The organism is Actinomyces ruminis (assembly GCF_002154335.2).
GTDB lineage: Bacteria > Actinomycetota > Actinomycetes > Actinomycetales > Actinomycetaceae > Actinomyces > Actinomyces ruminis.
Window position 1 is genome coordinate 11,071 of the sequence record NZ_MTPX02000075.1, and the last position, 21,326, is coordinate 32,396.

Here is a 21,326-nt window from a genome sequence, read left to right on the forward strand (position 1 = left end):
CCGGGTCTCGAAGCTATGCCCGCAGTGCCCAGAAGGCGACGGCGGCGGCCGCCGCCACGTTCAGCGAGTCCACTCCCCCGGCCATGGGAATGCGCACCACCGCATCGGCGGCGGTGATCGTACGGTGACTGAGTCCGTCGCCCTCGGCTCCCAGCACCACCGCCACCTTTCCCTCCGGATCGGTGCATGCCGGGGCGGCGGCGAAGTCGTCCAGACCTATCGAGTCATCGCTGAGGGCCAGGGCCGCCACCGTCCAGCCGCCCGCGTGCAGCTCATCCAGGACGGGCCAGCGCTCAATGCGCGTCCACGGCACCTGGAAGACGGTGCCCATGGACACGCGCACGCTGCGCCGATACAGCGGGTCCGCGCAGCGCGGGGTGACCAGCACCGCGTCGATCCCCAGCGCGGCGGCGCTGCGGAAGACGGCACCCACGTTGGTGTGGTCGACCAGATCCTCCAGGATAGCGATGCGCCGCGCCCCCGCCCCGCCACGGGCCCCCGCCAGCAGTTCGGTCACGCCGGCAAGGGCAGGGCGGTGCATGGCCGCCAGCGCGCCGCGGTGCAGATGGAATCCGGTGAGGGTCTCCAGCGTCTCCTCCGGAGCGATGAAGACCGGCACCTCACCGCCGTCGTCACGCCCGCCGCAGCCGGCGGCCGCAGCGATCACCGGACGCATCTGCTCCCAGTGCCGCGGCGCCATGAGGAAGGAGCGCGGGGTATGCCCGGCAGCCACCGCACGGGTGATCACCTTGGTGGACTCGGCCATGTACAGGCCGCGCTCGGTCTCCAGGCGACGCCGCAGCGCCACATCGGTCAGGCGGGTGTAGTCGGCCAGGCGGGGGTCTGTGGCGTCCTCGAGTACCTCGAGCGGGATGATCACAGGCGGTTGCCCCGTGCGTCTCGGCCCACCGCGGCCAGCAACGGGTCGGCCTGAACGGCGGGCTCGTCCTCGCCCTCCGGACCGGCGAACTGGCTCTGGTACAGCTCGTAGTAGGCGCCGCGGGCGGCCATGAGGGTCTCGTGGTTGCCCTGCTCGACGATGTCGCCGTGCTGCATGACCAGGATGGTGTCGGCGTCGCGGATGGTGGACAGGCGGTGGGCGATCACGAAACTGGTACGCCCCTGCCGCAGCCCGACCATGGCCTTCTGCACCAGCAGCTCGGTGCGGGTGTCCACCGAGGAGGTGGCCTCGTCCAGCACCAGGATCTGCCGGTCGGCGAGGAAGGCGCGAGCGATGGTGATCAGCTGCTTCTCGCCGGCGGAAACGCCCGCTCCGGAGTCGTCGATGATCGTGTCGTAGCCGTCGGGCAGGGAGCGCACGATGTGGTCGACGCTAGCGGCCCGGGCGGCCTCGCGCACCTGCTCGGCAGTGGCGTGGGAGGCGCCGAAGGCGATGTTCTCCCCGATCGTGCCCTCGAACAGCCAGGTGTCCTGCAGCACCATGCCGATCTGCTCGCGCAACTCGTTGCGAGACAGCTCCCGGGTGTCCACGCCGTCGAGCGTGATTGACCCAGCCTGCGGGTCGTAGAAGCGCAGCAGCAGGTTCACCAGGGTGGTCTTGCCGGCCCCGGTGGGGCCGACGATGGCGACGGTCTGTCCAGGCTCAACGGTCAGATTCAGGTCGGTGATCAGTTCCGTGTCCGGGCTGTAGGAGAACTTCACGTGGTCGAAGACGACGCGGCCGGCTACCCGCTCGGGCAGGGCGCGGACGGCGGTGTCGTCCTCCTCGGGGGCATCCATGATCTCGAACAGCCGCTCGGCGCTGGCGGCCCCGGACTGCAGCAGGTTGGCCATGGAGGCGAGCTGGGTGATCGGCTGGGTGAACTGCTGGGAGTACTGGATGAAGGCCTGTACGTCGCCCAGCGTCATCTGCCCATTGGTGATCTTGACGCCGCCGATCACGGCGATGATGACGAAGTTCAGGTTGGAGACCACGCGCATGGCGGGCTGGATGGTGCCGGAGATCCACTGGGCCTTGTAGGAGCCGTTGTACAGGCGGTTGTTCTCCTGCTCGAACAGGGCGTTGAAGGTCTCCTCGGAGTTGAACAGGGCGACGGCCTCGTGTCCGGTGAAGGCCTCCTCCACCACGCCGGACACGTCGCCGGTGGCGTCCCACTGCTCGGTGAAGTGCGGCTGGGCGCGGGAGGCGATCAGCAGCGTGATGATCAGTGCCACCGGCAGGGTGGCCAGGGAGATCAGAGACAGCTGCACGGAGACCGTCAGCATCATGGTGAACACGCCGATGACGGTGATGATGGAGTTCAGTGCCTGCGAGAGGGTCTGCTGCAGGGTCTGGGTGATGTTGTCGACGTCGTTGGTGACGCGGGAGAGCATGTCGCCGCGGGAACCATGGTCGATGTAGGACAGCGGCACCCGGTCCAGCTTGGCGGCCACCTCGGCCCGCATGCGTCGTCCGGTGCGCTGGATGACGCCGGCCAGGATGTAGCCCTGAGCCCAAATAAACAGAGCGGACAGCAGGTACAGGGTGAGGGTCTGCAGCAGGATCACCATCAGGGCGTGGGTGTCCAGGCCCTGGCCGACGACCACGTCGTAGGCGGAGAGCATGTCCGCGTAGGTGTCCTGGCCGGCACTGCGCAGCACCTGCGCCAGTTCGTCTCCGGACAGTCCGTCGGGCAGCCCGAAGTTGGCCAGGAGCTTGCCCAGCACGCCTTCGAAGATGACGTTGGTGGCGCGGGCCATGACCTTGGGGGCGGCGACGTTGAGCACCACCGATCCTGCGGTCAGCACTATCACGGCGAGGATACGCAGCCGCTCGGGACGCAGCTCGTGCAGCAGACGACGCCAAGTGCCGCGGAAGTTCTTCGCCTTCTGGTTGGGGGCCCGCCGGGGCCCAGGTCCGTGGCTCATGCGGCCTCCTCGGCGCTGATCTGGGATAGGACGATCTCTGCGTAGGTGGGGCAGGTGTCCATGAGTTCGTTGTGGGTGCCGATTCCAACCACGTGGCCCTCGTCGAGGACCACGATCTGGTCGGCGTTGCGCACCGAGGCGACGCGCTGAGCGACGACGACGATGGTCGCCCCGCCGGTGGCCTGCGGCAGTCCGGCGCGCAGCCGGGCATCGGTGGCGTAGTCCAGGGCGGAGAAGGAGTCGTCGAAGACGTACACGCCCGCCCGGCGCACCAGGGCCCGGGCGATGGCGAGGCGCTGACGCTGGCCGCCGGAGAAGTTGACGCCGCCCTGGTCCACCTCGTGGTCCAGGCCGTCGTCGAGGGCCTGGACGAATCCGGCCGCCTGTGCGGCCTCGAGGGCGTCCCACAGCTCGGCGTCGGTGGCGTCCTGCCGGCCGTGCAGCAGGGTGGAGCGGATGGTGCCGGAGAACAGGTAGGCCTTCTGGGGGACGGTGGCGACGTTCTCCCGCAGCTCATGCGGGTCCAGGTCGCGCACGTCGACGCCGTCGACGCTCACCGATCCGTCGGTCACGTCCAGCAGGCGCGGCAGCAGGTTGGCCAGGGTGGTCTTGCCGGAGCCGGTGGAGCCGATGAAGGCGGTGGTGGTGCCGGGAGCCATGTCGATGTTGATCTCGGCCAGCACGCGGGAGTCGGCACCCGGGTAGCGGAAGGTGACGTTGTCCAGTTTCACGCGGCGGCCCCGGGTACCGGCAGGGCCGCCGGATGCGGTAGATGGACCGGGTTCGCGGGCGCTTGATGGCGGGATCCACGGCCATGACCTCCTGGAAGCGACCGGCGGCGACCTGGGCGCGCGGCAGGATCGTCACCAGCATGACGGCGATCATCACGGAGAAGAGGATCTGCATGATGTAGTTGAGGAATGCGGTCAGGTCGCCGACCTCCATCTGCCCGTCGTTGATGCGCAGCCCGCCGAACCACATCACGCCGATGGAGGCGAGGTTCATGATGACGGTCACCGACGGCATCAGGATGGCGAACAGGCGGCCAATACTCATCGAGGTACGCGTCAAGGAGTCATTGGCTTCGGTGAAGACCTGCCTGCGTTCCTTCTGTCGCACGAAGGCCCGGATAACCCGCACGCCCTGAATCTGCTCGCGCATTACCAGGTTCACCCGGTCGATGCGGGACTGCATGACCTGGAAGTGCGGTAGCAGGCGGCTCATGAGCGTGCCTACCACCACCAGCAGCAGCGGGATCAGCACCAGCAGCAGGGCGGACAGCGGCACGTCCACTCGCAGCGCCATGACGGTGCCGCCGACCAGCATGATCGGCGCCATCAGCATCATGGTGCTGGCCATGAACACGACCATCTGCACCTGCTGGATGTCATTGGTGGAGCGGGTGATCAAGGAGGGTGCGCCGAAGCGGGAGACCTCTTCCAGGTTGAAGCGCTGGACATGGTTGAAGATGTCCCTGCGCATCTCGCGGCCGAGTCCCATGGCCGCCCTGGAGGACAGGTAGGTGCCGATGACGGCAACGATGCCCTGAACCACGGTGATGGCGAGCATCTGCCCGCCGAGAGACCAGATCTTGTGCGTGTCTCCCGTGACCACGCCGTCGTTGATGATGTCGGCGTTGAGGGTCGGTAGCGATAAAACTGCGATCGTCTCGATGATCTTCAGCAGGAAGACGATCGCCAAGGAGCCCGCGTAGGGCCTGAGGTAATGACGAAGTGTCTTAAGCAGCACCTGGAGAGGCTACCGCGCACCGCCCCCGGAGCAGGCGCCTATTTCACTGTCGGCACAGGGTTGGGGCGCGTCTCACGCGCCCCGGCCCGACGGCGGCACATCGTCGGACGCCTCGGCCTCCTGGGAGGCGGAGGCGGCCTCGCCGCGGGCCTGGGCGAGCGCCTCCTCGGGGGCCTGCAGGCTGGTTTCGGCGAGGTCGCCGGCGATGTCAAGCGTCGTCTCCATGCCGGAGACGTCCACCTTCACGTCTTCGTCGGCGTCGGTGTTGAAGGCGGCCGAGCCGGGTCCGCCGGCGGCCGACTTGCCGCCCAGGGCGCCGGCAATGCCGTCCAGCGCGGCGGTGAACTCGGTGGGTACGATCCACATCTTTGACGACGACCCGTTGGCGATCTTCGGCAGGGTCTGCAGGTACTGGTAGGCCAGCAGCTTGGGGTCGGCGTTGCCGCGGTGGATGGCGTCGAACACCTGCAGGATGGCGCGGGACTCACCCTGTGCCTTGAGTATGGCGGACTGGGCCTGGCCCTCGGCGCGCAGAATCGCGGACTGCTTGTCACCCTCGGCCGTGAGGATCTGGGACTGCTTGACGCCCTCGGCGGTCAGAATGGCGGCGCGACGGTCGCGCTCGGCGCGCATCTGCTGCTCCATGGCGCCCTGGATGGAGGCGGGCGGGTCGATGGACTTCAGCTCGACGTTGGACACGCGGATGCCCCAGCGGCCGGTGGCCTGGTCCAGCACACCCCGCAACTGGCCGTTGATCTGGTCGCGGCTGGTGAGCGTCTGCTCCAGATCCATGGCACCAATGACGTTGCGCAGGGTGGTGACGGTCAGCTGCTCGATGGCCTGCAGGTAGTTGGCGATCTCGTAGGTGGCGCGCTTGGGGTCGGTGACCTGGTAGTAGATGACCGAGTCGATGGACACTACCAGGTTGTCGGAGGTAATCACCGGCTGCGGCGGGAAGGAGACGACCTGCTCACGCAGGTCCACGGTGGTGCGCACCCGGTCGATGAAGGGCACCAGCAGGTGCATGCCGGCACCGTATTCGGCCTGGAACTTGCCCAGGCGCTCAACGATGATGGCGTAGGACTGCGGGACGATCTGCACCGCCCGGAACAGGGCGACGATCACCAGGAGCAGTATCAGTACAAGAATGACGAGGATCGCGGTCTCTAGCACCGTTGGGCCTTTCGGTCGGTTGTGATCGGCAGCTTACGCGAATGTGCGGCAAATCGTTACTGGCCGCGCTGGGTTCGGGACGGCTATTGGGGGACGACGACGGCCACGGCCCCGTCAATGGCGACCACGCGTACGCCCGCCCCGGGGTCAACGTGCCCGGCGGAGTTGGAGCCGTAGGCCTCGGGGGTGTCGGCCAGCCGGGCGCTCCACTCCTCGCCGTCGAGGTTGATGCGGCCGTCGCGTGCGTCGATCACGGTCAGGGCGGTTGCGGAACGGCCGATGCGGGCCTCGGCGTTGGTGCGCATCTCGGGGGTGGTGGCGGCCAGGTGCCGCTTGGCCCAGGGACGCACGGCGAGCAATAGCAGTGCCGCCACCACCGCGAAAACGATCGCCTGCACCCACACCTGGGCGCCCAGGGCGGCGGCCAGGGCACCGCCGAGCGCGCCACCGGCGAGCATGAGGAACGTCAGGTCCGCCGTCGCCGTCTCGATGACGCCGAGCACGAGGGCGGCTCCGATCCACCAAAGCCAAATCATCATGTGCTCCTCTGGTGTGCTTGTAGGTGCGCCCCGGCGGGCCGGGACGGGGCTATGGATAGTTCAGGCGCCGCGGGCGGTGTAACGGCCGCGGTCCTTGGTGATCTCCAGCGGGAGACCGAAGGTGGCGGTGACGACCTCGCCGGTCAGCACCGCGTCCAGCGGCCCGGCGGCCACGGTCCGGCCGCCCCGCAGGGCGAGCCCGTGGGTGAAGCCTACGGGGATCTCCTCCAGGTGGTGAGTGACCAGCAGCATCGACGGGGCGCCCGGGGCGGCCAGGATCTCGGCCAGCGCCGCCAGCAGCTGCTCACGGCCGGCCAGATCCAGGCCGGAAGCCGGTTCATCTAGGATCAGCAGTTCCGGGTCCGGCATGAGGGCACGGGCGAGTTCAATGCGCTTGCGTTCCCCGGAGGACAGGTTCGCCCAGGTCCGTTCGGCCAGGTGGCCGGCGTCGAGCGCGGTCAGCAATGCCCGGGCGCGCTCAACGTCGAAGTCGTCGTACTCCTCGCGCCACACGCCGATGCTGCCGTAGGAGGCGGACAACACCACGGAAAGCGCTGTTTCACCGCCCAGGACCCGGCCGGCCAGGGCCGCGGAGGCCAGGCCTATGCGGGGCCGTAGCTCGGCCACGTCGACGCGCCCCAACCGTTCGCCGAGGATGTCTACCGCGCCCGCGGAGGGGAACAGCCTGGCCGCGGCGATACGGGAAATGGTGGTCTTCCCAGCGCCGTTCGGTCCCACCAACACCCAGTGCTGTCCCTCGTCCACGTGCCAGTCCACGTGGGACAGGATCTGGGTGGTGCCACGGTGGAGCGAGACGTCGTCAAAACGGAGCACGCTGGTCATGTGCTCACCCTATCCTGCGCGGCACTGCGCGGTCCCACCACTTGGCGCTAAGGTGCGGCAACGTGGACCCCCTTGCGCTGCCCGTCTCCGTCCTGCTGGCCCTGTGGGCACCGCTGCCCTCCTCCCAGGGGCGGGCCGTGGTACAGGGGCCCGACTCCGTACACGAGGCGCTCGACGACGCCTCCCCCTGGGGGCTGGGCCGCCTGCCTCTGGAGCAATGGGTGGCCGACTTCGGCCCGCTTGCGCGGGCAAACGCGGTGCTGCCCTCCCCCGCTGACCCGCTGCCGGGTCTGGCCGCCGCCGTCGAGGTCGGCGAGGGCGTGGTACTCGAGTCGGTCACCGGCAGGCGCGTACTACTGGTGCCCTGGGCGACCGGCGCGTCGGTGGCCTGGCAGGTGGAAGAAATACCGGCGCCGCTGCCGCCGGCGGACGCCTCCCAAGCGCGGCGCGACGTGCACGGCGCCACCGAGGCGGCGATAGACGCGCTGATCCAGTTGGACTTGGCCCGCGATCGGCCCGACCTGGCCGACACGCTCAACGATGTGATCACCGCCGTACTCGACCCGCGGCTCCTGCCGCCCAGCCTGGACGCCCGCCGCCGCACCCTGCTGGAGCGCTCCCTGCGGCTGCGCACGATCTGCACCTTGGCCCTACAGGACGACGGCGCCGCGGCGACGGCGCTGCAGGCCGAACGGCGTGCCGCCATCCTGCGACCGTTATTGGCCACCGCCCGTCAGGGGGTCGCCGCCGCCACCGAATGGTGGGCGCGCTGAACCGACCGCCCCGTAATCAGACGGTGAACGTGACGGCATTCGGGTCGTGAGCGTGGAAGGCGACATCGAGCGACACGGGACCGTCAGCCAGGACGATCCGCTGGGCCTGATGATCCCACGAGCCCAGCTGCATCAGGCGCACCGGTACGTCCACCTCCCGAGTCGTTCCGGCGGGGACCTCCAACGTCGCGAAGCCGAGCAGTTGGGTCTCCTCGGCGTGTGCCCCGCCGCGGCCGTATACCTGGACGACCTGGATTCCGTCTTGCGCCCCGGCATTCGTCACGCGTGCGCGGACGGAGAGTACACGATCGGCACCTTGGCCGGTCGAGGCGGTGACCTCTGCCCCATCCAGACGGTAGGTGGTGTAGGACAGGCCCCAGCCCAGCGGGTAGGCCGCCTCGACGCCGAGTCGATCGAGCAGGCGCTGCCCGTGCCAGCGGTCGTAAGTCACCGCCGTCCACTCGCGATCGAATGCAGGCAGGTGGGCCTCGCTGGTGGGGATGGAGAAGGGCAGCCGCCCGGAGGGATTCGCTCGACCGGTGAGCACATCGGCCAGGGCGTGTCCGCCCTCCATGCCGGCGTACCACATCATGAGAATCGCTGGGACGCTGTGGCGCCAGTTCTCCATCATGATGGTGCCGGCTCCGACGAGGGCGACGACGGTGCGCGGGTTCACGGCCGTGACGGCCTTAATGATCTCCTCGTCGACGTCACGCAGAGTCAGGCGAGAACGGTCGCCCCCGTAGCCGGCGGTCATGATCACGTTGGCCTGCCCCGTCGGCACTTCGGCGCCATCGGGCAGGGGCGGGAAAAGACTGGTCAGTACCGGGTCGTTCATCGTGTCACCGCCGACCCATTCGCCCTCGTCGTGCTTGTCGAACCCGGCGACGATGATCGCTACGTCCGCCCGGGCCGCAGCACCGGCGGCAGCGTCCGGGTCGTCGTCCTCCACCAGGAGGATCTCGGCGTCCGGGTAGGCCGCCGTGATGCCCTCCAGCGGGGTGACGTGGCTGGGCGGACGCACCATTGACGAGCCCGAGTCGCCCATGTTCTCGGCGGTCGCCAGTCTGCCGATGACGGCGATCGTCCGCAGGCCCGCCCCCAACGGCAAGACCGGGGCGCCGTCTACCTGGTCGTTTTTCAGCAGTGTCATGGCGCGCGTGGCGGCCTCGCGGGCCAGGGCGCGGTGCTCGGCGCATGCCAGCAGGTCCGCATCCTCGGGGACGTGGTCCCGCGAAGCGTAGGAACGGATCTGGGCGGCCAGCAGCCGCACCCCCGCACGCCGCACCATCTCCCAACTCGTCTCACCCCTCTCAAGCTGCCGTCTGAGGTCCCGGGCGCGCTGCTGAGCGAAGGGCTCCTCGAGGTCGAGCCCATTGTTGAGCGAGGAGGCGGCATCCCGCAGCCCCCAGATGAAGTCGGACACCGTGATGCCGTCCCAGCCCCACTGCTCGCGTAGAACCTCGTGAAGCAGGTAGTGGTTCTGCCCCGCCCACTGTCCGTTGACGGAGTTGTAGGCGCTCATAATGGCGGCCACGCCCTCGTCGACGACCCGTTTGAAGTGGGACAGGTACTGCTCGTGCAGTGTCGCCTCGTCGATGGTGACGTCCACCTGGAAGCGCTTGTTCTCCATGGAGTTCAGGGCGTAGTGCTTGGCGCAGGCCATGGCATGGCGCTGGACGCCGCGAGTGAGGGCGGCACTGAACTCGCCCAGCAGGCAGGTGTCCTCGCCGTAGGTCTCCTGAATACGGCCCCAGGCGGGGTGACGGGGCAGGTTGATGCACACGCCACCGAAGAAGTTGCCTCCCACGGCACGCACCTCGGTGCCGATCACGCCGCCGATGCGTTCCTCGAGTCCGACGTCCCAGGTGGCGCCGCGAGCCATGGACACCGGGAAGGCGGTCCCCCGTCCGGCTACGCAGCCACGTGGACCGTCCACGAAGCGCGTGCCGGGAATGCCGAGACGGTCGACGGCTCCGTGAACATAGGGGACGGTGTTGTAGCCGACCTGCATCATCTGGGCCATGCCCTCCCAGAAGGGCTGGTCGCCGTCGAGCAGCCCCAGGCGCTCGTCGTCGGTCAGCAGATCGTGCAGGGCGGCAGCCTCATCAAAGGGATCGGCCCCGGACTTGACCGCCTCTACCGCCTTGGTGAATTCCGTTGCCGTGGTGGCCTCCGCGGCTGCCGTCATAACACGTCTCCATCGCTCCGTCGCGCTTCCGGCTGCTGTGCCGGACGGAGCCACCCTATACGTATTTGTTTAACAGATCAACCATTATGGTCCGGGGCGCTCATCCGCGCTCCGATGGCACTGAGGGCTCCGCCACCCGTGAACGGCGGCGGAGCCCTCAACATGATGCGACCCCCTGGCGGGCCGTCAAGACGGCGGCATCAACGCGGGTTGGCCAGCGCCCAGCGGTAGACCTCCATCGTCCGCTCGGCAATCGCGGTCCAGGAGAAGTGCTCCTCCACCCGCTTGCGCGCGGCCACACCCATCTGCTGAGCCTTGTCCGCGTCCATGACCAGTTCGGTCAGCCGGTCGGCCAGGTCGGTGGCGAACTGCTCGGGGTGGATGGGGGTGCCGGTGCCGTCTTGCAGCTGCTCGATCGGGACCAGGTAGCCGGTCTCGCCGTCGACGATGACGTCCGGGATGCCGCCGGTGGCCGATCCGACCACGGGCAGCCCCATGGCCATGGCCTCGAGGTTCACGATACCGAGAGGCTCGTACACCGACGGGCACACGAACACGTCGGATGCGGCCAGCACGGCCTGCAACTCGCGATGCGGGAGCATCTCCTCGATCATGATCACGCCGGTGCGCTGCCCCTGCAAGGCGGCGACGGCGGCGTCCACCTCGGCCTTGATCTCGGGCGTGTCGGGGGCGCCGGCGCACAGGATGACCTGGACCTGCTCGGGCAGCTTCTCCACCGCGCGCAGCAGGTGCGGCAAGCCCTTCTGCCGGGTGATGCGGCCGACGAACACAACGGTGGGCCGGGAGGTGTCGATGCCGTAGCGGCTGCGCACGTCTGCCGCCAGCGCCTCGAACTCGGCGTCGTCGGGACGGGCCCAGCCGGCCAGGTCGATACCGTTGTGGACCACCTTGACGCGCTCGGGGTCGACGTTCGGGTAGGACTTCAGGATGTCGGCGCGCATGCCGTTGGACACGGCGATGATCGCGGAGGCGCCCTCGTAGGCCTGCTGCTCCGCCCAGGAGGACAGGGCGTAGCCGCCGCCGAGCTGTTCGGCCTTCCAGGGGCGCATGGGCTCCAGGGAGTGAGCGGAAAGGACATGTGGGATGCCGTAGAGCAGGCCGGCCAGGTGCCCGGCAAGGTTGGCGTACCAGGTGTGAGAGTGGACGATGTCGGCGCCCTCCACCCCGGGAACCATCTCCAGGTCCACGCCGAAGGTACGCAGGGCGGCGTTGGCACCCTCGAGCTCGGCCACCTCCGGGTAGCCGGTCACGCCCGCGTCGGCCCCCTCGGTGCCGGGCTCGCGAGGACCGCCGAAGGCGTGCACGCGCACGTCCGCGAGCGGTCTCAGCACCTTGGCGAGCTCGTTGACGTGTACGCCTGCACCGCCGTAGATGAAGGGCGGATATTCCTTGGTCAGTAGGTCGACTCGCAGTCCGTCACTGATGTTAGTGTCTTCGGTCACAGCGCTCTCCTTCTTGGTCGTGCACCCGTGCACATCCGGCGGGCCTTGTCGCACGTCACACAGTATCGCCGACCGGGGTTCGCCGCGCAGCTTTTGCGCCACGGGGTGATCGGCCGATTCAATCGCTTTCAATCGCTCGAATCCCCTCCCAAGATGACGAAAATCACCGTAAGGTGGCCCCATGGCTTCTCCTCGCGTCCTCGCAATCATCCTCGCCGGCGGTGAAGGCAAGCGCCTGATGCCGCTGACGGTCGACCGGGCCAAGCCCGCCGTGCCCTTCGGCGGGATCTACCGGCTGATCGATTTCTCGCTGTCCAACATGATCAACTCCGGCTTCCTGAAGGTGGTCGTACTCACCCAGTACAAGTCGCACTCACTGGACCGGCACATCTCCAAGACCTGGCGCATGTCGGACATGCTGGGCAACTACATCGCCCCGGTGCCCGCACAGCAGCGCGTGGGCAAGCACTGGTTCCTAGGCTCGGCGGACGCCATCTACCAGTCGCTGAACCTGGTTGAGGACGAGCGTCCGGACTACGTGGTCATCACCGGTGCGGACAACATCTATCGCATGGACTTCTCCCAGATGCTGGAGCACCACATCGCCTCCGGCCTGCCGTGCACCGTCGCGGGCATCCGCCAGCCGCGCGAGCTGGCGGACCAGTTCGGCATCATTGAGTCCGACCCCGACTCTGCCGGCAAGATCAAGGCCTTCGTTGAGAAGCCCAAGGAGACTCCGGGTCTGCCGGACTCCCCCGACGAGGTGCTGGCCTCGATGGGCAACTACATCATGAACGCCGACGCCCTGACCGAGGCCGTCACCATCGACGCCGCCGACGAGGCCTCCAAGCACGACATGGGCGGCAACATCGTCCCCTGGTTCGTGAATCAGGCGCCGCCGGCGTTTACGACTTCAAGGACAACGAGGTCCCCGGGGCCACCGAGCGCGACCGCGACTACTGGCGCGACGTTGGTACCGTTGACGCCTTCTATGAGGCCCACCAGGACCTGATCAGCGTCACCCCCGTGTTCAACCTGTACAACAGCCGCTGGCCGCTGTTCGCCGGTTACACCAATGCCATGCCGCCGGCCAAGTTCGTCTACGGGCATCACGAGCGCCTGGGCCACGCCGTCGACTCCATCGTCTCCCCCGGCGTGATTGTCTCCGGCGGTGAGGTCATCTCCTCTGTGCTCTCGCCGGAGGTGCGGGTGAACTCCTGGTCCTCGGTGCGCGAGTCGGTGCTGATGGACGGAGTGAACGTCGGCCGCAACACGGTGATCAACCGCGCCATCCTGGACAAGAACGTCGTCGTCGAGGAGGGCGCCATGGTCGGCATCGACCCCGAGCACGACCGTGAGCGCGGCTTCACGGTCACCGAGTCCGGCATCACCGTCGTCGCCAAGGGACAGCGGGTCGTGCGCTGACCAGCCGCGCCGCCGAGACACGCGCACCGTCGCCCCGGGATTCTCACGATCCCGGGGCGGCGGCGTCTGTGACGGAAGCGCATTGACTAGCATCCTGGCCATGCACTCCCCCACGTCCCCGTCCGCCCAGTCGACCGGCCTGCCGCGCGTGTCCGGCGCGCGCGCGAGCGGGGAGCTGGCCGCCCTGGGGCCCGGCCTGCTGGTCATGGATGTGGACTCCACCCTGATCGAGCAGGAGGTGATCGAACTGATCGCCGCGCGGGCCGGTACCCGCGAGCGCGTCGCCGAAGTGACCGCGCGGGCGATGCGCGGTGAGTTGGACTTCGCCGCCTCTCTGCGGGAGCGCGTTGCAACGCTCGCCGGGGTTCCGGAGACGGTGTTCGCCGAGGTGCTGGAGGAGGTCGAGCTGACCCCCGGCGCGCGCGAACTCATCGACGCGCTGCATGCGCGCGGCTGCCGGGTCGGGGTGGTCTCGGGCGGATTCGAGGAGGTGGTGTGTCCGCTGGCGAACAGCCTGGGAATAGACCATGTGGCCGCCAACCGGCTGGAGGTGGCGGACGGGGTGCTCACCGGCCGGGTGCTGGGGCGGATCGTGGACCGGCAGGAGAAGATTCGCTGCCTACACGCCTGGGCCCAGGCCGACGGCGTGCCCATGACGCGCACCGTGGCGCTGGGTGACGGGGCGAATGACCTGGGCATGATCGCCGAGGCGGGGCTGGGGGTGGCGTTTTGCGCCAAGCCGGTGGTTACCGAGGCCGCGCCCGCCGCGGTGCACGTACGTGACCTCACGGCGGTGCTGGACCTGCTCTAGCGCTCTTGCTCTTCCTGCGCCCAGATCGGTAGAAACAGCCGCCGAGGTCGGTTGATGCAGGGCGGCGGGCCGACCCACCGGGCTCAGCGCGGAGCCGTGACGATTTCGCTCAGGTGTGCGGTCTGGGGGCCGAGCCCCGCCCAGCTGACCGGTATCTGCAGCAGAAGCGCCGTTGCGGTGGGGATACCGAAGGAGACCTGGTTGGCCAGGTCGTCGACGGTGTCGTGCAGCATGTGCGCCAGCACCGAGACGGTCGGTTCATGCCCGACGACGAGCACGTGCCGGGTCGTCTCCGGCAGTGGCTGCAGCAGCCGCAGGATGCCGCCGGGGCCCTGGTGATAGATCTCGGGCTCTACGCGGGTGAGTGCGGGGCTCAGGCGCTCGCGCATGGGGCCGGCGGTCTGGCGGGCGCGGGCGGCCGGGGATACCAGCAGCAGGTCGAGGCTGGGCACCCGCCGTTCCAGGGCGTGGGCCAGTTCATCGGCGAGCAGACGCCCACGCGAGGTGAGCGGGCGTTCCAGGTCGGTGGGGGCGTTGTGGGACGCCTTTGAATGCCGGACCAGCACGAGGATCTTGCCGGAGGAGTCAGTCGTCACGCGGCTACCCTACCGTCAGCGGCAGGGTGGCACCGCCGTCGGCGTGAATCACCTGCCCGGTGGTGGCTGGCAGCCAGTCGGAAAGCAGCGCCACAGCCGTACGGGCGACGGGAGCCGCGTCGTGCCGGTCCCAGCCGAGTGGTGCCGCCGCCTCCCAATGAGCGGCCAGCGTCTCCATTCCCGGGATGGCGGAGGCGGCGGGGGTTACCAGCGGCCCGGCACTAATCGCGTTCACGCGCACGCCCGCCGAACCGAGTTCCACGGCCAGGGCCCGCACACTCGCCTCCAGCGCAGCCTTAAGCGGCCCCATCCAGCCATAGCCGGGGTGAACATGCCCGGTGTCGAAGGTGAGAGCCACCACCGCCGCGCGCGGGGCGAGCAGGGGACGCGCCGCGTCAATCAGTGCCGGCAGGGAGACGGCCGAGGTGGTGAAGGCCGTCGTTAAGCTCCGCTGTCGCGCGGCCCCTACCGTGGTGGGGGCCGCGTCAGACTCGCCGTCGGGGCCGGGACGGGCGGCGGGCAGCAGGCCGCCGAGCAGGTCGCGTCGGCATAGGCGATGGCGTGCACGACGCCGTCCAGCCGCTCCACCCCGGCCCGCCGCAGGCAGGGTGCCAGGTTGGCAAGGCCGGCGGGGTCGGTGACGTCCAGCGGCGCCACGACGTCGATGCCGTGGCGGCGGGCGACCGCCCGGGTGAGCGCAAGCGTACGCGGGTGACCGGTAAGCACCATGCGCGCCCCCTGTTCCCGGGCGGCGACGGCAATGGCGGTCGCGATGGAGGCGGGACGCAGCACCCCGGTGACCAGGACGGTGCGGCCGTCGAGTAGACCCGCGGGCGGGGCCGGTTGCTCGCTCATGGCACCAGCCTCGCATGCGGCGGCGCCCACCACCCGGATGTGCCAGCATGTGCCGGTGAGCGCATCGCCCGAACCGATCCTGCCGCCGACCGACCTGTCCGCTCCGGGGGCGCACTCCCCCGCGGACACCGTCCGCCGCACCGCCGTCGTGCCGCCGTTGCGCCTCGGCCCACTTCAGATCGACACGCCGGTGGTGCTCGCTCCCATGGCGGGAGTGACCAACGCGTCATTCCGACACCTGTGCCGCCGCTACGGGGAGAAGGCACTGCCCGCAGCGCTGTGTCCCGCGCTTGAGGGGCCGGTGACCACCGCGGACGGCGGCCTGGCCGCCCCGGCTGGCCTGTACGTCACCGAGATGGTGACCACCCGCGCGCTGGTGGAGCGCAACGCCAAGACCCTGGCCATGGTGCGCACGGACCCCACGGAGCGGGTGCGCTCCATCCAGTTGTACGGGGTGGATCCGGCCACAGTAGCCGCGGCGGTGCACATTCTGGTGGCCGAGGACCTGGCCGACCACATCGATTTGAACTTCGGCTGTCCCGTGCCCAAGGTGACCCGCAAGGGCGGGGGTGCCGCCCTGCCGTGGAAGCGAGATCTGTTGGCGGCGATCATGCGCGCCGCCGTACAGGCCTCGCAGTCCGCCGTAGCCGCCGCCCATCGGCCGCGGGAGGTGCCGGTGACGGTGAAGATGCGCCTGGGGATCGACGACGCCCACGAGACCTTCCTGGACGCGGCCCGCCTGGCCGCGGACGCCGGCATCTCCGCCCTGACGCTGCACGCGCGCACCGCCCGACAGCACTATGCGGGCAAGGCCCGCTGGGACCAGATCGCCCGGCTCAAGGAGGCCACCAGTCTGCCGGTGCTCGGCAATGGGGACATCTGGAGCGGTGACGACGCTGTGGCCATGTTTCGCGAGACCGGCTGCGACGGGGTCGTGGTGGGGCGCGGCTGTCAGGGGCGGCCCTGGTTGTTCGCCGACATTGTCTCCGCCATGCACGGGCGGGCCGCGCGCACCCGCCCCGACCTGGACGCGGTGATCGCCGTGATCAAGGAGCACGGACGACTGCTGGCCTCAGAGCTGGGCGAGGACCGGGGCGTGCGCGATCTGCGCAAGCACATCGGCTGGTATCTGAAGGGTTATCCGGTCGGGGGCGCGGCGCGCGCCGAGCTCGTGCGCGTGTCCTCACTGGGTGAGCTCGACGCCGCCCTGGCGCGGATGCGGGAGCGGCTGCCCGAGGTGGTGCCCTACCCGGGGCCGGCTGCGGAGGGCCCACGCGGGCGCGCCGGTAGCCCGCGTTCCCCGCACCTACCCGACGGCTGGTTGGACTCCCCCTACCTGGATGAGACGGATCGGGCACTGCTGGCCGACGCCGAACTGGACGTCTCCGGCGGCTGAGCCGACGCGGTGCGCGCGACCCCCCTCGGTGGCTCGTTACCGCTGCCTGCGCCGCCGCAACTCAGGCCTCGGCAGGCTCACCGGTGCGGCACAGCACGGCGGCGATCGCCGTCGTCGCCGGGATGGCCAGCACCAGGCCGATGGAGGACACCAGGGTGCGTACCACCTCCTCGGCGATCTCGCCCGAAAGCAGGGTGTCGGCCAGCGAGCGGTCGATCAGGGAGGCCGCCAGGATGAGCGGCAGGGCGGTGCCGGCATAGGCGAAGGCGAGGGTGTAGACGGTCGAGGCGATGTGATCGCGACCGATCCGCATGCCGCCGGTGAACAGACGGGCGCGGCCCAAGGCCGGGTTGGCGGCGTGCAGCTCCCACACGGCGGAGGCCTGGGTTATGGTGACATCGTTGAGTACGCCCAGGGCCGCCACCACCATCCCGCAGGTGAGCAGCGCCTGCAGGTTGATGCCGCTCACCATCGAGGTCAGGGTCAGGGCGGTCTCATCGGTGGCGCCGGTCAGGTTGGCGACGTCCACGCCCCACAGGGACAGCAGCACGGTGATGACCACGCCGGCGAAGGTTCCCAGCAGCGCAGTGGTGGTGCGCACGGAGATGCCGTGGGCGACGTAGACGGCCAACAGCATCATCGCCGAGGCCCCCACCAGCGTCACCCACATGGGTGACGCCCGGTCCAGCAGCGCCGGGATCATGAAGCCGAGCAGGACGCCCGTGGCCAGCAGCAGGCCCAGCACGCTCAGGGCCCCCTTGCGCCCGGCGACGGCGACAACCAGCACCAGGTACACCACCGCCAACGCGGCGACCGGCACCTGGCGAGCGTAATCGATGAACACATACGGGGTGCCGGAGGCGAGCGCGGCGGGCGTGTACATCACCTGCAGGCGATCGCCGACGTCGGCCGTGGCCAGGGACTCGGCGGGGATGTGCACCGGCATGATCAGGCCGGCACCGTCGCCGGAGGTGATTTCCGCGCAGACGGCGTCGACCAGCAGGGAGTCGTTGGACACGCCCTCCAGCGCGCTGCTGGCATCGGCGCAGGCGGCGGTGTCCAGGGAGGTGATGGTGGCGGATTCGAGGGTGGCGCCGTCGGCGGTGAAGGGCTGGGAGCCGACCAGGGAGTTGTCACTCGGCCACAGCACAATCAGGCCGATAAGCGTGGCCACCACCAGGGGCACGACGATGGCGGCCAGTATCAGGCGCACTCGCCTGATCTCGGCCGTTCCCAGGCTCAGGGGGCCGGAGTGGCTGTGCAGCGTCCGGGAGGCGTCCGCCTCGTTGGTGGACGTGCTTGCGTGCGCAGTGTCGGTGGACGTGCTTGTGCGGGCCTCGTCGGTGGCGGCCGGCTTGTCGTCGTTCACGCCGCCATAATGCCCGCCGGAGGTGTCGAACCGCGGGCACCGCGCGGGTACGTCACCCTAAGGCGGCTGCCCCCGGCATGAACCGGTTTGAGACACCTCGGGCGGCACGCGTCTGCCGACCAGCTGCCCGTCGCCGCCCAAATACGACCTCGGGCCGCGTTGCACGACCTCGGTGCCTGTTGCACGACCACCCGGGGGTCGTGGAACACACACCGAGGTCGTGCAGTGCGAGGCCTGCGGCACCGCAAAACGAGAAGCCAGCGGTCCAGGAGTATGACCAGGCATGGACCACCGGCACGCTCCCGCGGAGACTGGCCAACCAAAGCGCCAAAACCCACAGGCGCCATTAGCGGCACCCCCGACAACCGCTTGTCCACAGTCGGCGATGCGAGCAGTAGCCATCGCACTCACCTTGGGCGAATGGTGGAGCCATGCCCACCTCGCCCGACCAAGCTCGCAACCATGATCTGTTTCCCGCACTGATTCACACCGGTCGGCATGACCGCGCCGGCGTCGAGGTCCCCCGCTCCGCGCTGCGGCTTACTCCCGGCATTCACTGGGTTCCCGCCCCCGACGCGAAGCGCTGGCAGCACCGCTACACCCTGTCCCTGGCACGTGCCATAACCGCGCAGACCACGCACCGCTCCGCGCGCTGTCTCACCCACGCATCCGCCGCCCTTGTACTTGGCCTGCCGATGATGACGCAGGAGCCGGACGTGTACCTGGCGGTTCCCAGTACGCCCAAGCGAGTTGGCACGCCGCTGCCTCTGATCAGAGTGGCTCCTGCCGGACCACCGCGGTCGAGCAAGCACGAAGACTTCTACTGCCGGCAGGTCATGCTTTGGCGCCGACACCTGGACCTGTCGGAGGAAGACATAACCGTGGTCGGCGGCCTGCCGGTCACCACCGTCTTACGTACCGCCTTCGACTGCGCCTTCGATGAGCCCGCACACAACGCCCTAGCCATAGCCGATGCGGCCCTGCGGCTGTACTGTCGCACGCACCACAACGACCGCAGCCTGGATGCGCAGGCCGAGGCACGTGCCCGCGGCATTTGGCAAGAATGGCTTCAGCAGTCCGCACGCAGACACGGAGTCGCACAAGCGCGGGCCGTGCTGGGGGCGGCGACGCCATTGGCCGACTCGCCCGGTGAGTCCGTCATGCGCTGGCTGACTCTCGTGCTCGGACTTAGGCCGCCACAAGTGCAATACCTTGTGGATACCGGAGCGAACCGGTGGTGGCTCGACCTGTGCTGGCCCGAACACGGGATCGTCATCGAGGTTGACGGCCGGATGAAGTACAACACCCGAGAAGACGCCTGGCAGGAGAAACTGCGTCAGGACTCCATCCAGTCCCTGGGCTGGCGATTCATACGAGTGACTTACGGAGAGTTCCGCGATCTGCGCGCGTTGGCAGGCAAGGTGCTCGCGGCCTTCCCGGCCGGGACCGTCGCCTCACTCAGACCCAACCGTGATCTGCTGTGGCCGGGTACGAGGCTGGAAGCGGGGCTGCACGAAGGCTCCCTGCTAGGAATGCGCCGACGCTAAACGCAGTCGCCCCACGCGTGCTCCCCGAGCCGAGCCGACGCCGGGCACATCTCATGCACAGCACGACCCCCGGCTGCGTTGCACGACCTCGGTGCCTGTTGCACGACCACCCGGGGGTCGTGGAACACACACCAGGGTCGTGCAATGTCACAAAGGTCGTGGAACGGCCGCGCTGCCCGGCCAGACGCCAATCAGGCGCCGGCCGGGCAGCCAGCATCTAGTTGGCCAACAGCGGACTGTTCAGCAGCCGACCAGGCGCTCGGCGAGGTAGCGCTCCACACCCTCGAGCGGGATGCGCTCCTGGGCCATGGTGTCGCGCTCGCGCACCGTCACCGCACCGTCCTCGGGCGACTCGAAGTCGTAGGTGATGCAGAAGGGGGTGCCGACCTCGTCCTGGCGGCGGTAGCGGCGCCCGACGGCGCCGGCCTCGTCGTACTCGACGTTCCAGTTGCGGCGCAGCCGGGCGGCGAGCTCGCGGGCCGGGCCGGTCAGTTCCTCCTTGCGGCTCAGCGGCAGCACGGCGGCCTTGACCGGGGCCAGGCGCGGGTCCAGGCGCAGCAGCACGCGCTTGTCGACGCCGCCCTTGGTGTTGGGCGCCTCGTCCTCGGTGTAGGCCTCCACCAGGAATGCCATCAGCGAGCGGGTCAAGCCCGCCGACGGCTCGATCACGTAGGGGGTCCAGCGCTCGTTCTTCCCCTGGTCGAAGTAGGACAGGTCCTTGCCGGAGTGATCGGCGTGAGTGGACAGGTCGAAGTCGGTGCGGTTGGCAATGCCCTCCAGCTCGCCCCACTCCCCGCCGGCGAAGCCGAAGCGGTACTCCAGGTCGACGGTGCGCTTGGAGTAGTGGGAGAGCTTCTCCTTGGGGTGCTCGTACAGGCGCAGGTTGTCCTCGCTGATGCCCAGGTCCGTGTACCAGGCCTTGCGGTAGTCGATCCAGTACTGGTGCCACTCCTCGTCCGTGCCGGGCTCGACGAAGAACTCCAGCTCCATCTGCTCGAACTCGCGGGTGCGGAAGATGAAGTTGCCGGGCGTGATCTCGTTGCGGAAGGACTTGCCGACCTGCCCGATGCCGAAGGGCGGCTTCTTGCGGGCGGCGGTCATCACGTTGGTGAAGTTGATGAAGATGCCCTGGGCGGTCTCGGGGCGCAGGTAGTGCAGGCCGGCCTCGTCATCGACCGGGCCGAGGTAGGTCTTGAGCAGGCCGGAGAAGGCCTTAGGCTCGGTGAAGGCGCCGCGGGTACCGCAGTTGGGGCACACGAGCTGGTCCAGGGTGACGGTGTCGGGGTTGTCGATGCCGTGCTTGGCGGCGTACGCTCCTGCAGCTCGTCCTCGCGCAGCCGCTTGTGGCAGGAGGTGCACTCGATCAGCGGGTCGGTGAAGGCGGCGACGTGGCCGGAGGCGACCCAGGTCTCCCGCGGCAGGATGACGGAGGAGTCCAGGCCGACGACATCGTCACGGGAGCGGACCATGTACTGCCACCATTGACGCTTGATGTTCTCCTTCAGCTCCACACCGAGCGGGCCGTAGTCCCAGGCCGAGCGGGTGCCGCCGTAGATCTCGCCGCAGGGGAAGACGAAACCACGCCGCTTGGCAAGGTTGATGACGCGGTCGAGCGTTGAGGGAGTTGCTGCCACTGTGTTTCTCCGTAGGTCCTGGTGTGTGCTCTCGTCAGCTGCCGCCCGTGTCCCGCACGCGGTGGCGCGGACGAACGGGCTCAGTCTAAGGGGC

General features: G+C 68.9%; 17 protein-coding genes and 2 pseudogenes. 5 read left to right on the forward strand and 14 right to left on the reverse strand.

Translation table 11 applies throughout. The features are described 5' to 3' along the window. Positions 1-13: 13 nt before the first annotated feature. The 7 genes from BW737_RS13530 to BW737_RS13555 form a co-directional block, all read right to left on the reverse strand. Positions 14-880 carry a TrmH family RNA methyltransferase gene (locus BW737_RS13530; RefSeq protein ID WP_086614398.1) on the reverse strand — a complete coding sequence of 289 codons (867 nt, stop codon included), beginning with the start codon at positions 878-880 and terminating at the stop codon, positions 14-16. Beyond that, on the reverse strand, positions 877-2,868 hold the full coding sequence (locus BW737_RS13535; protein ID WP_086614399.1) for an ABC transporter ATP-binding protein: 1,992 nt from the start codon (positions 2,866-2,868) through the stop codon (positions 877-879). Before BW737_RS13535 ends, BW737_RS13530 begins: the two co-directional genes overlap by 4 nt. Further along, a complete protein-coding gene (locus BW737_RS18890; RefSeq protein WP_257210881.1) occupies positions 2,865-3,500 on the reverse strand; it encodes an ABC transporter ATP-binding protein in 636 nt (211 codons plus the stop codon). Before BW737_RS18890 ends, BW737_RS13535 begins: the two co-directional genes overlap by 4 nt. After that, on the reverse strand, positions 3,382-4,617 hold the full coding sequence (locus BW737_RS13540) for an ABC transporter permease (RefSeq protein ID WP_257210857.1): 1,236 nt from the start codon (positions 4,615-4,617) through the stop codon (positions 3,382-3,384). Before BW737_RS13540 ends, BW737_RS18890 begins: the two co-directional genes overlap by 119 nt. 72 nt (positions 4,618-4,689) lie before the next feature. After that, the gene (locus tag BW737_RS13545; RefSeq protein ID WP_086614400.1) at positions 4,690-5,790 is read right to left on the reverse strand and encodes an SPFH domain-containing protein; all 1,101 of its coding nucleotides are present in this window, start codon (positions 5,788-5,790) and stop codon (positions 4,690-4,692) included. A gap of 83 nt (positions 5,791-5,873) precedes the next feature. Then, positions 5,874-6,326: an NfeD family protein gene (locus BW737_RS13550; protein WP_086614401.1), complete on the reverse strand. Its 453-nt coding sequence runs from the start codon at positions 6,324-6,326 to the stop codon at positions 5,874-5,876. 63 nt (positions 6,327-6,389) lie between these two features. Continuing rightward, the gene (locus BW737_RS13555; RefSeq protein WP_086614402.1) at positions 6,390-7,172 is read right to left on the reverse strand and encodes an ABC transporter ATP-binding protein; all 783 of its coding nucleotides are present in this window, start codon (positions 7,170-7,172) and stop codon (positions 6,390-6,392) included. A 62-nt stretch (positions 7,173-7,234) separates the two neighbouring features. Between BW737_RS13555 and BW737_RS13560 the strand changes: the two genes are divergently transcribed. Further along, positions 7,235-7,945 carry a hypothetical protein gene (locus BW737_RS13560; RefSeq protein ID WP_086614403.1) on the forward strand — a complete coding sequence of 237 codons (711 nt, stop codon included), beginning with the start codon at positions 7,235-7,237 and terminating at the stop codon, positions 7,943-7,945. 16 nt (positions 7,946-7,961) lie between these two features. On the opposite strand, the gene BW737_RS13565 is transcribed toward BW737_RS13560, so the two are convergent. Together BW737_RS13565 and glgA are read right to left on the reverse strand one after the other, a co-directional pair. Continuing rightward, complete coding sequence (locus tag BW737_RS13565; RefSeq protein ID WP_086614404.1) at positions 7,962-10,136, reverse strand: glycoside hydrolase family 3 protein; 2,175 nt, start codon at positions 10,134-10,136, stop codon at positions 7,962-7,964. Positions 10,137-10,336: 200 nt separating this feature from the next. Then, entirely contained in the window at positions 10,337-11,569 is a 1,233-nt protein-coding gene (glgA, locus tag BW737_RS13570; protein ID WP_086614463.1) for a glycogen synthase, read from the reverse strand. Between the two features lie 211 nt (positions 11,570-11,780). On the opposite strand from glgA, the pseudogene glgC reads away from it, so the two are divergent. Both glgC and serB read left to right on the forward strand, forming a co-directional pair. Beyond that, a pseudogene (gene glgC / locus BW737_RS13575) lies at positions 11,781-13,024 on the forward strand (glucose-1-phosphate adenylyltransferase). A 100-nt stretch (positions 13,025-13,124) separates the two neighbouring features. Next, complete coding sequence (serB, locus tag BW737_RS13580) at positions 13,125-13,835, forward strand: phosphoserine phosphatase SerB (protein ID WP_086614464.1); 711 nt, start codon at positions 13,125-13,127, stop codon at positions 13,833-13,835. A gap of 83 nt (positions 13,836-13,918) precedes the next feature. Here serB and BW737_RS13585 read toward each other — a convergent pair whose 3' ends face one another. Genes BW737_RS13585 through BW737_RS20100 form a run of 3 tightly spaced genes read right to left on the reverse strand, consistent with a single transcriptional unit; the run spans position 13,919 to position 15,286 of the window. Continuing rightward, positions 13,919-14,431, reverse strand: coding sequence for a SixA phosphatase family protein (locus BW737_RS13585; RefSeq protein WP_086614405.1), 513 nt, complete (start codon positions 14,429-14,431; stop codon positions 13,919-13,921). Positions 14,432-14,435: 4 nt separating this feature from the next. Then, the gene (locus BW737_RS20095) at positions 14,436-14,969 is read right to left on the reverse strand and encodes an SDR family oxidoreductase (protein WP_257210883.1); all 534 of its coding nucleotides are present in this window, start codon (positions 14,967-14,969) and stop codon (positions 14,436-14,438) included. Beyond that, positions 14,897-15,286 (reverse strand): SDR family oxidoreductase, encoded by a 390-nt coding sequence (locus tag BW737_RS20100; protein WP_257210858.1) that lies wholly within the window; start codon positions 15,284-15,286, stop codon positions 14,897-14,899. The genes BW737_RS20095 and BW737_RS20100 overlap by 73 nt, the downstream gene beginning before the upstream one ends. A 55-nt stretch (positions 15,287-15,341) precedes the next feature. Between BW737_RS20100 and dusB the strand changes: the two genes are divergently transcribed. Further along, positions 15,342-16,682: a tRNA dihydrouridine synthase DusB gene (dusB, locus tag BW737_RS13595; RefSeq protein ID WP_420835756.1), complete on the forward strand. Its 1,341-nt coding sequence runs from the start codon at positions 15,342-15,344 to the stop codon at positions 16,680-16,682. Positions 16,683-16,743: 61 nt separating this feature from the next. Here dusB and BW737_RS13600 read toward each other — a convergent pair whose 3' ends face one another. Then, positions 16,744-18,051: a YibE/F family protein gene (locus BW737_RS13600; protein WP_420835757.1), complete on the reverse strand. Its 1,308-nt coding sequence runs from the start codon at positions 18,049-18,051 to the stop codon at positions 16,744-16,746. Positions 18,052-18,482: 431 nt separating this feature from the next. On the opposite strand from BW737_RS13600, the gene BW737_RS13605 reads away from it, so the two are divergent. Next, positions 18,483-19,598, forward strand: a complete 1,116-nt coding sequence (locus tag BW737_RS13605) for a hypothetical protein (RefSeq protein WP_086614407.1) — start codon at positions 18,483-18,485, stop codon at positions 19,596-19,598. A gap of 240 nt (positions 19,599-19,838) precedes the next feature. Here the strand turns inward: BW737_RS13605 and BW737_RS13610 are convergent. Further along, a pseudogene (locus BW737_RS13610) lies at positions 19,839-21,232 on the reverse strand (glycine--tRNA ligase). Positions 21,233-21,326 lie beyond the last annotated feature (94 nt).